We start from the raw sequence: 13,748 nt of genomic DNA, 5'->3' as shown, positions 1-13,748 counted from the left end.
GCTCCCCAGGCTGTGGGCGTTCTCGTCACAGGCGGGGCAGTGCGGAGCGGTCCTGGATGGTGATGTGGAGGGTGTGCAGGGGCTGGGTCCGGGTGGGGCGGACGACCTCGAACCAGTCGGTGCCCTCCTGCAGGTGGCGGGAGATGCTGCGGTGGTGGCTCCAGCCGAATCCGACGCCGGTCTGCCAGGTGGTGTCGCTGTAGCGGCTGCCGATGACCGGTTCCCCGTGGAGGTAGACGGAGTCGAGGGGGCGGGAGGCGGCTTCGAGATGGGCGAGGACGGCCGCTGCGGCGCGGCGCAGCGGGCTGGTCTCGCTCCAGCGGGTGAGTGCCTCGTGGGCTGCGGGATGGGCGGGTTCGGCGTCGGGGAGCTGGAGTTGGCGGATGGTGGCGGCTTTGCGGTCGACGAGGTCGGTGAGATCGATGCGGACCGGACGCGGGACCCAGCGGTCGATGCCGTCGAAAGCCTCGATCATGTGGTCGCGTGGAGCCCGGCCTGCCGCGGGATCGGGAGTGATGGCGGCGAGCCGGGCACGGGCGGCATCGACGGGTTCGCCCCGCGTCCACAGCAAGGTCAGCTCGAACCCTTCCGCTTCGAGGCTCTTGCGTTCACCGAAGTGGATCTGCAGGCCGCGGCTTCTGCCCTTGAGGGCGCGCTTCATCGAGGCGGAGGGGTCGCCGCCGTAGGACAGGGAGTGAAGGAACTCGGAGGTGAGACGGTCGTCACGACGGTGCTCCACGACCATGTCGACGTCCGAGGGGCTCAGTGCGCCACGTGCGTAGGAGCCGAAGACGAGGATCTCGTCGACGAGGTCCAGCGGCCAGCCTCCCTCCTCCAGGCGGTCGAGCATGTCGTTGAGGAGCGTGGTGGCGCGCTCGCGTTTCACGGAAGGCCTCCGCTGGTCGGTTCGGGTGCCGGTGCACCTGGGGCTGCGGTACAGCAGGTCTGCTGCGAAGTGCCCGGCCAGGGGTGGGGTGCGGGGGTGTCTTACAGGGTGGTCGGCAGTGAGATCACCGGCTGGGAGATGGCCTGCGGGATGCAGGCGGGAGCGGTGCGGCCCGCCTGGGTGCAGGTCAGGGTGAGGAGTTGGAGGTAGCCGAGGGAGACCGGGCGTCCGGGGAGCTTGCCCGTTGCCTGTTCGAAGCGCTGGAGTGTGGGGGGCTTGATGCCCAGGTGGCCGGCAGCGTCGTGGAGATTGAGTCCTGCGACCTCGCGAGCTTCCTGAAGGGTTTGGGCGTTGTCGTGCCAGACCTGCGGTGCACTCTCGGCGGTGTCCCGGGCCACGGCTGCCCGGGCTGCGGCAAGGGCGGTGCGGATCCGGTCGGTACGGGGACCGAGCAGGAACCGGGCGAGCCGGGCAGCGTCGGCCGCGTGGTCGACGCCCTCGTTCCAGGGCTGGGAGGCCTCCTCGTATACACGGCCTCGGGCCCTGGCGCAGTCCTCGCGCCCGCCGGATTCGGCGCCGTAGGAGCGGTGGCGGTCACTGGTGCAGGCCAGCGTGCTGTCCTTCGCGAGGTCCATGTCGCGGTCCTCGTCGTCGGTCTCGATCTGATCGATGACGTCCCGGACCTGTTGGCGTTCCTGCGGGGAAAGGACGCTCGCGAGTGCTTCCGCGGCCGCCTGGGCTTCGGACCGGCCGGCGGGCTCGAAGCTGCCGCCCCAGGCATGGGATGCATCTTCTCCCTCCGCCTTCTGGAAGGCCACGTCGATGGCTTCGAAGGTGTGCGGGCTCCAGGCGTGCATCATCAGGATGATTTCCTGCAAGGCTCGCTGGGCGGCCGGATCCGCCTCCCGCGCGGTATCGCTGCTGTGGTGACGCCTGGTTCCGCTCATCCAGTCGGTGAAGGCCTCAGGCCGGCGGGAGTCGGGCGGTTGTGCGTTCGCGAACCAGCGCGCCGCCCTCATGACGCAGTCGTGCGCGTGCTGGATGGCGGCATACCAGCCGAACAGCGCCTCCCGGTAGTCATCCACATGCCGGTCCTCGGCAAAGGTGCCGGTCTCCGTGCGGCAGTGCTGCGGGCATTCCGCCGCGCTCACCCGGTAGAGAGCGGCACGGGTCTCGGGGAACGTCAGCAGAGCGGCGTCCAGGTGCTCATATTTGGGGCCTCGGTTACGGCGCTTTTCGAGCCCCTGGTCGAGGAAGACTTGGAAGCGGGGTTCCTCACGCCAGTTCGCCGCGGCGCTGCGGACACGGAAGTCGCTCTGCCACGCTCCGGTCGCGATGACCTCCCGCAGCGCCGAAGCCACGTCCCGCCGCAGTGCCGCACCCCATGTGATCAGGACCGGCAGGCGCTGGGGATCGTCCCCCAGCGCGGACATCACCAGATCGACGTCGTCATGACGGTGAAGATGACGCTGGAACACGAACGCTCCCCCTTGAGTCCAACACTCCCCTAACTGCCGCCGCACCGTGGCGTGGTGGCAGTCCTCCATCTTGCACGAGGGGTACGACAACGCACCGGTGGGTGGGGGGCACCGGAGCTTAAGGAGTTCGACGGCGTCGTCACCGTCGAGGGCATCTACAGCTCGAAACTCCTCGACGCGCGACGCACGGATGAGGCGCGACGGCTGCTCCGGGTCGCGATCACACGCGTCCGCCGCACCGTTGTCTTCGTCCGCCCGGCCGAGCCGGCCTGCGGACGCGAGTCGGGGTGAGCATTTTCCAGCGCGCGGTGTGGGTTCGCCTGCGCGCCTTTCGCATTGCCTCTCGCTGTCCAGCCAGCGTCCCTGGGAGCGCCGACGTGCAAACGCTGGCCAGCGGCGCGGGGCGGAGGGCCTGTCCGGGCCAGATTCTTCCGCCAGGGGGTGGTACGCATTTTTCCGGAGCGCCCCCTCAGCGCTTCAATGCGCCTGTGCATATATGCGACGACTTCACCCTTTGGAATGAATTACCGAATCCCGTCCATGCAGATACCTGGATACTACTTTCGACTCATCAACGGCTGACATTCCAGTACGGAGGCATACATTGCCCCAAGGAAATCCGAAGAAAATAAGGTCACTGGCCCGCGTTCTGACCATCTCGGCAGGCCCGGCGATCGCCTCACTCATTTTCGGTGCACTCGCAACCGGAAAAATTCTCTGGCTTCCCGCCCTCATCGGAGTCGCTCTCATTGCAGGCCTCTCCACCTGGCAGTTGATGTCCGAGAACAAGATCCGCGCAACGACCGACCTTCTGGAGAAGCGTGCGGAGGAGGCAGAAAAGGAGCTGGAGCGAGCAGCCGTATTCGATGCCGGAATCCAGCCGGTGACGCAGTGGTACGGAAAGATCCATCAAGGGGACGAAAATTACGAGATGCTCAGGAGGCAGATCCTGGACAAGCTGACTGAAACCGCTGGTGAGCTTGTGTGTCCTGACGCCTTGTGTGCCTTCTACAGGCTCGATACCGACCAGGAGGAACTGATCCTCGAGGCGCCTTCGGGCAACCCCGGCGCTCTCCCCAGGACGTATTCCAAGAACGACGGCAACGGCGGCTCGTACATGCTGTTCCTTGCCACGTCAGGCCAGGGCGGCTTCAAATTCGTGGAAGACATCGACAGGGCCCACTTCGACGGAGCGGACCGGGTCAGGCTGGTGAACGGCTACCGAACCGCCCTGTTCCTCCCCGTCACGGCCGGTCCCACGCCTCAAGGCCTGATCGTCATCCAGGCAAGAAAGACCGGGGATATTCCCGCTCCCTTGCCAGGGGAAATTCTTGACGGGAATTATCGGAAATTTTATGCAATCGCGAGCCTTGCAAGCCTTCCCAGGGTCCGAAACCAAACAAATGGGCAGCTCCCCCGGCAGGCCGGTGATAACTCCGTACGACAGGGAGAGCCAGCCATTCTACCGCACAACGAATAGGTTTTTAGCATGTTTGCGCAAATTCGGAACGGGCAGAATTTTCTGCGGTAGAGACTACGTTAGAAGTTTCCGACGCACAGGATCATTGGGGGAACGGTGATGGAGTCCAAGATCCAGAAGTCTGGCGAGAATACCGTGGGTCCAGAGCAGGTAGTCGCCACCTCAGGTCACGCCTGGATGCAGGGGCAGGAGAGCAGGGATTCCTACTTCAGTCGAGCGCGTGACGAAGCCCTGCGAGGCCAGCGACTGTTGACCAAAGAAATTACCGAGAGTAGCCAACCGTTGCTGGAGAAATTTCTTCACATTCTCAGGAAGCTCTCCTTCCGAAACTAGAACATTCATTGGCTGGCCCGCGCCAGAAATGGCGAGCCCTGCGGATCAGCCCCCTGACGAGCGTCGGCCTTCTCCGCGCTGCCGGAAGACTCCCCAGCCTGACACGGTGGCCGTGAGCACGGTGCGCGCCTGCACCCGATGGAGCACGCCGGTGACGATTGCCTCTACGGGCCCGCTCTCACCAGGCCGGGCGGCAGCCGGGACACCGGCCTCGGTCACGACGGGCCCGCGTCCCTGGGGCAAGACGAGAGTCCCGGGCGGTTCGGGTGAGAAGACAGATGAGGCTCACTCTCCGACCCCTGATGCGATTTCTCCGTGTCACACCGATACGACGCCGGGGTTCCGGGAATCGCCGGTCGGCGTGACCGACTGGGCGCTGCACCGGATGGACAAGCTGGCCTGCAGCTGCCCCGGGCATGCTTGCCGGACGAGCGGGGTCGCCGGCGCGCGGCACAAGTGCCCTGCAGCCAGCGGGGGCTTTAGCCGGCTCCCTCCCTGCTGCCGCGCTGTCCCTTGCCCAGGGCGAAGGACTTCGCCTCACCAAGCCAGATCCCGTCGGCGTCGGTGTGGCTGAGCGCCTCACTTGGGGCTGACCACTCTTCCGTGATGGCTACGACTGCTGAGGCAGGCTCCGCAGACGGCGGTGGGGCGGATAAGTTCCGTGCCTCCTTGCGCCCTTGGCGCTTGGACGCAACGCTCATTCGATCTCGATGGCGGTGTAAGCGAGGCGTGGCATCGTGCGTCGATGAGCACTGCTGAGTCGTTGCGGGAATGTCGGTGTCCGACTGGAAATAGCACCGGTCCCATCGAAGGGAACTGCACCGAAGTCACGCCCTTGGGCAGTAGTTTCGGAGGTCCGACGCTTCACCGAGCGCACTCAGTACGGCACGGTGGAGGCGGTGGCCAGGGCGGCGCCATGTGGTCGTGCGGCAGGGGGCGCGATGGGGAGGCGGAGGAGCGCGTACCGCTCGGGAGGGCTGCGACGGCCCGGAGGGTGGCGGCTCCTGTACTGGACGGCGTTCGGCGCCGGAGCCGTAGCGGTGGTCCTGGCCGTCGTACAGACCTGGATCACGGCTGCCGTCGCAGTGGGCCTTGGCGCCGCGTCAACCGCAGTGCTGGGGCTTCTCGTTGAGCAGGTCAAGTCCCAAGAGCGATGGCCGGAGAACCTGGCCGGGGCGCGCCCGGGCCGAGTTCCTCGCGTGCGGGAAGCCGACGACCCGGCCGACTGGGTGGCGCAGCCCGCAGGCCGCGAAAATTGGTCCGAGACCCCCTACGTCGAGCGTGACGTCGACACCGACCTGTCCGACCTGCTGCTGCACGGCGGATTCGTGCTCCTGCTCGGAGAATCCGCCGCGGGCAAGTCACGTACCGCCTATGAGGCCGTGCGCAGGACACTCCCGGCGCACGCTTGGGTGCGCCCCTTCGCCCGGTCCTCGATAGGGGTCGCCGTAGAGGCCGCCCTCGCGTGTGCACCGAGCGTGCTGTGGCTGGACGACCTGGAGAACTACCTGGGCCCCGATGGCTTGACCGTGTCACACGTCCACCACCTGCTCGGGCAACCCCACCCGGCGGTCCTCGTCGCCACGATCCGCAGCGAGGAGTACCGCCGCTACGACACGCATGAGGGAAGTCGGCTGACCGGCGCCGACCGGGATCTGTGGCGTGCCGAGCGCAGCGTGATCGCCAGGGCGACCGTCGTCCGGGTGCAGCGATTATGGTCGCCGGCCGAACTCCGCCGTACTCGGGGCCTCGCCCCGAGCAGGCGCATCGGTGTCGCCCTGCAGGCCTGTGACCGGTTCGGGATAGCAGAGTCACTGTCCTGCGGGCCCGAGTTGGTGAACGTGTGGAGGGACGCATGGGCCTGCGGCGCACATCCGCGTGGGGCCGCGCTGGTCACCGCGGTGGTGGACTGCCGTCGAGCCGGCCTGCGCAGGCCGGTGCCTGTGGAGTGGGCGCGACGGGTGCACGAGGCCTATCTGGCGGCACGCGGTGGTGAGTGCCTGCGGCCTGAGTCCTTCGAGGAGGCCGAGGGCTGGGCATGCCGAACCGTTCGCGCCACCAGCAGCCTGCTGTCGAGGTCGGCTGATCGGGCAGCACTGACCTGCTTCGACTACCTGCTGAGCAGCGACGGTCTGGAGCCTGTCCCTGATCACTTGTGGGAGACGCTGCTGCCGCTGGTGCAGGGCGAAGAGGCTTACAATATCGGGCTTGTGGCGCACGGCGAACTCCGGCTGCGGCACGCGCTCGTCGCGCTGAACCGTGCCCAGCAGGATCAGGTGCTGGGTGCAGATTTCGCGCTGGCCTTGGTGATCGGGGATTCAGGACACCCTCGGCAGGCAATCGATTTGTTGCGGGCCCAGGCCCGAGGTCGGGTGGTTCCCCTGGCCGTACGCCGCCAGGTGGCCCACTTCCAGGGGGTTGCGGGGGACTACGTTGCTGCGGCCGGTGCCTTTCGCGACTTGGTCCATGAGATGACCTCTACGCTCGGAGCCGACCACCCGGACACCCTTGCGGCCCGCCATGAGGCTGCCTACTACACCGGCGAGTGCGGTCACACCTCGACAGCCGTCGCGGAGCTCACAGCCCTGGTGGCGGACCGTCAGCGGGTTCTGGGCGCCGACCATCACCAGACCTTGGCAACTCGCCGCAGCATGGCCTGGTTTCAGGGCAAGGGCGGCCAACTGGACCTCGCGATAGGAGAGTTAAACGGCCTGCTCGTCGAGTCCCGGACGATTCTTGGGATCCGCGACCCCCACACCCTCGCCGTACGTTCAGCCCTTGCCCAGTTCCAGGGGGAAGCAGGCGGCTGGGAACGGGCTGCCCGCGATTTGGCCGATATCGCCGACGACCGGCAGGCCACATTGGGGCCCAGCCACCCGCACACTCTGGCCACGCGCCACCAGCTCGCCCTCGCCCTGGCGCACAGCGGCGATCGCGAGGGCGCTCACACGCTCCTGTCCGCTCTAATATCGGACATGACGTCCCATCTGGCCCCCGACCACCCGCATCTGGCTGCTGCCCGGATCTCCCATGCCGCGCTCCACTGACCTGGGGGCGAACGTACGAGACTGACTGACCCGGCACGTCGGCTCCGGGCATGGACGCGGGCTGCCCTTCTGGCGCGGGCATCACGGAAACGCGACCAGGGCCCCTCACTTAGCCATTCTGAGCATCACGGTTGGCCGCCGGATAGCTTCGAGGTCCGCCTGGTCAACTGCCCGTCGCAAAGCCGTAAAGCTCGCGAAGCCGAGCAGCGATGGCTCTCGTTGCGGCCTGGTTGGCTTCGAAGAACTCGCGACGATGATTCGGATCGCTTCCAGACTCGCGAGTCCAGTACATCGGGTACGCGGCAGATGTCAGATGCTTCATTGCCTCGATCACCGGAGGATGCAGCAGCAGAGCGGACTCATGACTGCACCTCGCGGTCGCGTGCATGGCCGCCGCCTTCAGCTCCTGCCCGTCACCACTCTCGCGCCAGTCCAGACCCGTAACTTCGGCCTTCGCCAAGTGTATGGCGATCGCGTTCACCCTGCTCAGAAGGTCATGAATGGCCGTGTGAACAGCCCGGAGCCCGTCACGTTCAAACGCCACTCGCTCCAGGTGAGCAACCTGTTGACGTTCAGCGTTGCGAACATCCTGCACGTTTCTGCGTCGTCCAGCGGTTACGGAGCAACTCAAGCAGGAAGCTTGCGACGAAGCCGAGAACAAGTGTGACCAGGGGCAGCAGCACGTCGACCATGCCGCCCACCATCGTTGACCTGGCATGTGGTGTCCACAGGGCGTCCAGGACGGCCGACGAGAAACTTACTGAGCGCCCGAGCGGCCAAGCGGAGTACTCAGTCACAGTCGGCCGAGGTGAAGCCGATATCCGCTAACGGGTCTGTCGCACAGGATCTCGAATCCTGAAGGCCTGCACGGCGTGTTCGGGCAGCCGGGGTGCCGCTGCCCGAACAGGAACGTCCTCAGCAGGTCCCGGCCCGCCCCTGGCTCGCGGCCCCATGGCATCAACTCAGCCGAGCGCATAGCGGCTTGACGACGCTCATTGCCTAGTCGGCGATGGCCTGCGCCGTCATACCGGCATCCGCCGCGGACCACAGCACCAACAACCGCACCAGAGAGGGGCGGTGACAGCCAATCAGATGAAAGAGGCCGACAATGAACAGTTCCAACCAGCCCCTGTTGAGTCTGCGGACCGCCCTGATCCTGCTGCTCGGTGTCCTCACCGGCGTCGGGGCAGGTGTCCTGACCGTGGCCGCCGGAGGGGTTCTGGCCGCCGAGCTCCTCACCAACGGCGCCGCGTTCGCCGGAGCGGTGATCTTCTTCCATACGATCATCGACTGACCGCGCCACCGTACCGGGAGCGTCATGCACGCTCACCAGACAGGTGTCCATCGGGTGCGCCCTGCGTGCGCGCATCGAAAATCTCCAGCTCAACAGCCGGTCCGCAACCCATACGCATCTATCGGGAGCCGGTCGTCGGCGACATCGCGATGTCGCCCATAACGGCCTGTGCCATGTGAGCAGGCGTGCGGCTGCCAGTGGCAGCATCCGCGCGAAGGGGGATTCGGCACCTGCTGACGGTGCGCCTGCGCGCGAACGGCAGCTAACTAGAGCTTTGATCTTGTTCATGTACAAACGTCTGATTCGGGCTCTAGCCATCCTGATCGTCGTTTTCACCACGGTTCTCGCGGCATTGCCAACCGACACGGCCGCACAGCAGACCTGCAAGGCCGCTGATGGTCACCGGCTGGCGGGCTCGCTGGACCGGGCGCAGGAGCTGTACGAGTCGGTAACAACCGACGGCGACCAGAGCTGCGCCGTGGAGGGTCTGCGGCTCGTGGCAAAGGCGCGTCAGGAGGCAGCGGAGCTCGTCACTGCCGGGCAGCTGGCCATCCGTTCCGGGAATCTCGGCGAGGCTGCGGACAAGTTCCGTCAAGCCCTGGGTCTCGATGCAGGCAGTGCTGCGGCGGCTGCAGGTATCGCGCGAGTGGCGGACCTGAAGAGCCGCCCGCTGCCGACGGCGGTATCGAACGGGAATCGCTTCTATACGGACTGGGTGCTGCCGGTAGGGCGTCTTGCTGTGCTGGCCGCGATCGGGTTGCTGGTCCTCTACGCCCTGAGCGGCGTGTGTTCGCGCGTGCTGGTGAAAGTGGATGCGGTCGCGTGGACGGCCGGCGTTCGACGTGCCGCTGGCTCGCTGGGTTTGGTTCTGTTGATCGCGGCATCGGTGATGACGCCGCTGTTTGCCATGTTCAACCCTTTCCGGCCCACCTGGACGCAGTGCTGGATCGGCGCAGTGGTGCTTCTCGTGGTCGGCGTTGTTGCGGTAGGTCTGGTATTCGCGGGTGCGCGCAGCACGGCGTGGGAGCACTGGCGGGCTCTGCTGCTTGCCCTGGGCGTTGTGACGGCAGCCGGGTGTGTTCTGGGCTGGACGGCCTGCGTGGGCGCCTACGACGTGCGGCTGATGCTTGTGCATATCGCTCTCGTCGCGGTCGGTGTGCTTCTAACCGCCGCTGCACTTGGTCAGAATCTCCGTCTCCAGGTCGAGGTGCAGCAGGCGGACGGGGAGGTGAACGCCGCGTCCTCCGACTACCTGCTCGCCCGGATGAAAGACCTTGGCACGGAGGCCCCGGCCCTGCACCAAGCCACGTCCGCACCGGGCAGCCGCACGCCGCTGAGCCAGATCCCTGTCGAGGAGCTCAGCGTCCTGCCCGCGGGGAAAGTCGTGGGGGCGTTGTCCCGCCTGTTCTTCGCCCTCAGACCTGATCTCACCTGGCGTGCCAGGGTCACTCTCGTGGACGACAACCGGGCCTCGACCGCGTTGTCCCGCAACGGGCAACACGCTGCGAGTGCAGTGTTCAGCCGGGCAGACCTGAAACTCCCCGCAGATTCCGACTCGGATCGCGCCAGGGCGCAGATGCTCACCGGCGCCGCCGCCTTCATCCTGGTGCACCTCAGCGCGGTGCACCAAGAGCTCGAAGACGGCCTGTACGGGGCCCGCCAGTGGAAGAGCGTCGCCCTTCAGGTGATCGCGAAGAGCAGATCGCTGCTCGCCGACGACGAAACCCGCGTTGCCACGCGTGTCCAGCTCCTTGCCAAGGCCGTCGACGAGGACCCCGACAACGAACTGGCCCGCTTTGAGTACCTGTGGGCCAACTACGATCAACAGCCCGCCGCAGAAACAGACTTCGAAGCGTTCACCCGGGACATCGACCAGCAATACACCCGTTCCAAGCTCTGCAAAGTCTCCGACAACGAAGAGGGGTGGATGCCGCTGAAGATCCGGGTGCTCTACAGCAGCGCGACCCAGTTGCTCAACGCTTACATCACAGCAATTGAAGGAGGCACCCCAGCCACACAGGCCGCCTCGATGCTGACCAGCGCGCGCAAATCCGCGACAAAACTCAGCCGTTTGTGCGACACCGCCATCACCTCTTGGAAACGCAAAGAACTATGCCGCCAGCAAGCAGCGATGCACCCTTACGCTCTCAACCTCGTGGACTGCCTCGATGCGCTGTCAGACGATGTCAAGCCGAGGGCGAAGGCAGGACAGCACCCCCATGACGATCTGTCCGCCTCTCCGCGGCTGGCCTACGACCACGCCTGCCTACACGTGTTCCTCGCCAAACGGCAGGACCTCGAAGAACACGACCGCAGCCAGCAGCGGAACTACGCGCTTGAGGACCTCCGACGCGCCCTCGTCACCGACGCCGACAGAGAGAACGCACAAACCGACCCCTGCTTCACCACCCTCCGTTCCGACCGGCACTTCCAGGAACTAGTCGGTCCACTACAAACGAACAGAAGCTGACTTTGGCGGTGGTGCCGTCTTTGGACGATGCCATGGAGACCGGCTGCCTGACCGCTCTCTCAAAACGTGCCCGGATTCCGCGCCAGCTCACGCAGGCCGAGGCGGAGTTAGAAGAGGCCCGGGCAGACACCCGTACGCAGGAGGCGGCGCGCGAGGAACTCACCCGTGTACGGCAGCTCAACCGCCAGGACCCGCACCGCAAGGTCGCAGACTCCGAACTGGAGGAAGCTCTCCAGGGCTGGAAATCCCTCACGGGGCGCATACCGCCCAAGTAGTCAACGCATGCAGTGGTTGTTGGCCCTCCTCCCAGAAGGCCGCAACAGCATCTCTTGGTGGGGTGACGGGCACGGGGCTTGTCCGTGCCCGGGGAAGTGCCCGTCTCACAGGTCTTCATCGGGCGGGAGGTGGAGGTCGGACGGGTCGAATGTGGCCAGGGCTTCGCGTGCGATAGCGCGGGTGAAAGCGTCGAGGGGCTGGCCCCGTTCGGTAAGGATTTCCTGGATGGCGCTGGTGAGTTTGGCCCAGTCGCGGAAGTTGCCGCGACAGGCCGCGTCGTCGAGCCACAGCAGGTCCTCCTCACCGACCTTGCTCCACACCGGGTGGTAGGTGGGCATGTGCTGGACGACTTCGGTGGGATGCAGCGGTGAGAAGCGCGGCCACTGGGTGACGCGTGAGGCGAGGGCCGCCCGGCGTCGGAGGTGCCTGCGGGTGTCTTCGGCGCCGACAAAGATGATGGTCGGGCGGTTGTCGTCGGTGTCCCAGAGGGGACGTACCCACTCGAGCGCGTCAGTGGTGAGCCCTTGAGTCTCGTCGAAGACGAGGACGTAGGGGCGTTCGGCCAAGGCTGCGCGGATGCGTGGGGTGAGGCTGCGCGTGGTGTCCGGGATGTCGAGGGCCGCGGCGACGGCTTTCTGAATGTCGCCGAGCGGACAGTGGCGGTGGAACTGGAAGAACAGGGTGTTGTCAGAGGCCAGGTCACGCAGGCAGGTGCGGACGGTGAGTGTTTTACCCAGTCCGACGCCGCCGTGGATGCAGAGCATGGCACGGAGCTTGATGGCGGACTGGAGCTGTTTCTGGGTGCGCAGCACGGTGCGGGTGGGCACGAGGCGGGCGTTGGGCAGGTCGAGGTAGTGGCCGTCACTGCTGGCGTTCACGACTGGTCTTCCTGTTGCGGTGGCTGGGGGCTGAGAGTGGGCGGGGTGGTGAGCCAGGAGCTGGTGGGGGCGGGCAGGTCGTCGTCGGTGGCCGGCGGGGGTTGCGGGCGTTCGGTGTGGGTCCAGGAGCCGGTGGGTTCGGGGAGGTTTTCGGGGGTGGCGGCGTGCGGGTCGCGGGGGTCACGCAGTCTCTGGCGGGCTTGTTCGGTGGTGAGGGTGGTGAGGGGCTGCGGCGGGGCCGGTGTGGCGGTGGCCGCGAAGCGTTCGCGGACGATCTGAGGGCGTCTTTCCAGGGCTTCTCTGAGGCGGGCGGCGTCGGCCGCGTTGTCCTCTTTGACGCGCTTGAGTAGGTGAGAGCTGGCTGCGTTGGTCCAGCGGGCGGTGCCGTGGCGGTGGTCGGTGTCGGCGTCGTAGACCTCGACGGTGTCGTAGCGGCCGGGCAGGTGGCGCAGGCGCACACAGTTGCCGATGAGGTCGCGCATCCAGGTTTCGAGGTAGACGCGGCCGTTCCAGTCGATGCCGGTGCCGGTGATGGTGAAGGTACGGCTGACGAGGGGAAGGGAGCGGTTGAGGGCGCCGGGGGGCAGGTCGTGGATGACGGTGCGGTCGGCCTGCCAGGCTTGCAGGGGGGTTCGGTTGCCGAGGCTGCGAATGCGGTGCTCGTGGTTCCAGCGGTGAATGAAGTCGCGGGTGCGGGTGGTGAATTCCTCGAAGGTCAGCAGGTCTTCGAGGGGCGGGGGTTTGGGTTTGGCTGCGGGGTCGGGGTCGGGGCAGTGGGTGTAGCCGGGCATACCGCGGAAGTGCATGTCTTTGAAGGCCGCGTTGAGGGATTCGACGTAGGGCTTGAGGTCGGGTCGGCGGGGCGGCAGTTCCACGCGGCGTACGGCGAGGGCGCCCATGGTCTGGGCGACGGCTTTGCTGAGGAAGTCGGCGCCGCGGTCAACGCGGACGAGTTTGGGGATTCCGCCGAAGGGTCCGTGCGGGCCGCCGCGCTGCAGGGCGCTGTGGATGGCGACGATGATGGCTTGGCTGCTGGGGGTGTGGGTGTGATGGCCCAGCCGCAGATGCCGGAGTTGGAGCAGTTGACGAAGAGGGTCAGCCAGGGTTTGCGGGCAGTGCCGGCGACGTTGACCCAGACGTCGGCTTCCTTGTGGTCGGCTTCCCAGGCGTCGTTGCGGCGGCCGCGTTCGCGGTGGGAGCCGTGCAGGTCGTAGCGTCGGCGGGCTTTTTCACCGGCGCGCAGGCCGGCGAGGAAGCTGGGCGGGTAGGTGCGGGTGACGGCGCAGTAGAAAGCGGAGTAGCTCAGCGGCATGGCGCCGTCGTCCTGCAGGGCGCTGTGGGCGGCGGCGATGCTGCCGCACCACCGGATCAGCTCGTCTTCCATGCGCGGGGTCACTTCGGCGGCGTCACGCTGTTTGCGCTGGTAGTGGCCGTTGTTGTCGCGGGCGCGCTGCATCCAGCGTTGCACGCTCTTCGGGGTGCGGCCGTGGGCGGCGGCCACGGTTTTCACGTCGTCGGGGGTGAGGGTGCCGGCGGCTTCGAGGGCGAGGAGGTGGGTGACGGAGGCGGCGCGTTCCTCGTCGGCGGGGCGCTGTGCGGGCATGGG

12 protein-coding genes are annotated in these 13,748 nt (G+C 66.6%); 6 read left to right on the top strand and 6 right to left on the bottom strand.

The features are described 5' to 3' along the window. Positions 1–25: 25 nt before the first annotated feature. On the bottom strand, positions 26–886 hold the full coding sequence (locus OG223_RS53130; protein ID WP_329240817.1) for a nucleotidyltransferase domain-containing protein: 861 nt from the start codon (positions 884–886) through the stop codon (positions 26–28). Positions 887–987: 101 nt separating this feature from the next. Beyond that, positions 988–2,364, bottom strand: coding sequence for a helix-turn-helix domain-containing protein (locus OG223_RS53125; protein ID WP_329240820.1), 1,377 nt, complete (start codon positions 2,362–2,364; stop codon positions 988–990). 54 nt (positions 2,365–2,418) lie between these two features. Here OG223_RS53125 and OG223_RS53120 point away from each other — a divergent pair, with 54 nt between their 5' ends. From OG223_RS53120 to OG223_RS53110, 3 genes are all read left to right on the top strand, one after another. Continuing rightward, positions 2,419–2,655 carry a hypothetical protein gene (locus OG223_RS53120; protein WP_329240822.1) on the top strand — a complete coding sequence of 79 codons (237 nt, stop codon included), beginning with the start codon at positions 2,419–2,421 and terminating at the stop codon, positions 2,653–2,655. Positions 2,656–2,968: 313 nt separating this feature from the next. After that, positions 2,969–3,844 (top strand): hypothetical protein, encoded by an 876-nt coding sequence (locus OG223_RS53115; protein ID WP_329240826.1) that lies wholly within the window; start codon positions 2,969–2,971, stop codon positions 3,842–3,844. A 1,373-nt stretch (positions 3,845–5,217) separates the two neighbouring features. Further along, entirely contained in the window at positions 5,218–7,224 is a 2,007-nt protein-coding gene (locus OG223_RS53110) for a hypothetical protein (protein ID WP_329240829.1), read from the top strand. Between the two features lie 163 nt (positions 7,225–7,387). Here the strand turns inward: OG223_RS53110 and OG223_RS53105 are convergent, their stop codons facing one another. After that, positions 7,388–7,705: a hypothetical protein gene (locus OG223_RS53105; protein WP_329240831.1), complete on the bottom strand. Its 318-nt coding sequence runs from the start codon at positions 7,703–7,705 to the stop codon at positions 7,388–7,390. A gap of 627 nt (positions 7,706–8,332) precedes the next feature. On the opposite strand from OG223_RS53105, the gene OG223_RS53100 reads away from it, so the two are divergent. The 3 genes from OG223_RS53100 to OG223_RS53090 all read left to right on the top strand — a co-directional run bounded on the left by OG223_RS53100 (position 8,333) and on the right by OG223_RS53090 (position 11,263). Continuing rightward, positions 8,333–8,518 carry a hypothetical protein gene (locus OG223_RS53100; protein WP_329240833.1) on the top strand — a complete coding sequence of 62 codons (186 nt, stop codon included), beginning with the start codon at positions 8,333–8,335 and terminating at the stop codon, positions 8,516–8,518. A gap of 286 nt (positions 8,519–8,804) precedes the next feature. Next, positions 8,805–10,988, top strand: coding sequence for a hypothetical protein (locus OG223_RS53095; protein ID WP_329240835.1), 2,184 nt, complete (start codon positions 8,805–8,807; stop codon positions 10,986–10,988). Positions 10,989–11,020: 32 nt separating this feature from the next. After that, positions 11,021–11,263: a hypothetical protein gene (locus OG223_RS53090; protein WP_329240837.1), complete on the top strand. Its 243-nt coding sequence runs from the start codon at positions 11,021–11,023 to the stop codon at positions 11,261–11,263. A 105-nt stretch (positions 11,264–11,368) separates the two neighbouring features. Here OG223_RS53090 and OG223_RS53085 read toward each other — a convergent pair whose 3' ends face one another. Genes OG223_RS53085 through OG223_RS53075 form a run of 3 tightly spaced genes read right to left on the bottom strand, consistent with a single transcriptional unit; the run spans position 11,369 to position 13,745 of the window. Next, a complete protein-coding gene (locus OG223_RS53085) occupies positions 11,369–12,142 on the bottom strand; it encodes an ATP-binding protein (RefSeq protein WP_329240839.1) in 774 nt (257 codons plus the stop codon). Next, positions 12,139–12,933, bottom strand: a complete 795-nt coding sequence (locus OG223_RS53080) for a hypothetical protein (protein ID WP_329265055.1) — start codon at positions 12,931–12,933, stop codon at positions 12,139–12,141. The genes OG223_RS53085 and OG223_RS53080 overlap by 4 nt, the downstream gene beginning before the upstream one ends. Beyond that, a complete protein-coding gene (locus OG223_RS53075; protein WP_329265053.1) occupies positions 12,858–13,745 on the bottom strand; it encodes a hypothetical protein in 888 nt (295 codons plus the stop codon). Before OG223_RS53075 ends, OG223_RS53080 begins: the two co-directional genes overlap by 76 nt. Positions 13,746–13,748: the final 3 nt, after the last annotated feature.

This window comes from Streptomyces sp. NBC_01478 (assembly GCF_036227225.1).
Taxonomy (GTDB): Bacteria; Actinomycetota; Actinomycetes; order Streptomycetales; family Streptomycetaceae; genus Streptomyces.
Note: the sequence above shows the minus strand (reverse complement) of the source record. Positions and strands in the feature narration are given on the sequence as shown.

Excerpts from the sequence above, each read along its gene's own strand:
- OG223_RS53075 (WP_329265053.1), bottom strand. The coding sequence starts at position 13,745 with ATGCCCGCACAGCGCCCCGCCGACGAGGAACGCGCCGCCTCCGTCACC.
- OG223_RS53095 (WP_329240835.1), top strand. The coding sequence starts at position 8,805 with ATGTACAAACGTCTGATTCGGGCTCTAGCCATCCTGATCGTCGTTTTC.
- OG223_RS53100 (WP_329240833.1), top strand. The coding sequence starts at position 8,333 with ATGAACAGTTCCAACCAGCCCCTGTTGAGTCTGCGGACCGCCCTGATC.
- OG223_RS53080 (WP_329265055.1), bottom strand. The coding sequence starts at position 12,933 with ATGCCCGGCTACACCCACTGCCCCGACCCCGACCCCGCAGCCAAACCC.
- OG223_RS53090 (WP_329240837.1), top strand. The coding sequence starts at position 11,021 with ATGGAGACCGGCTGCCTGACCGCTCTCTCAAAACGTGCCCGGATTCCG.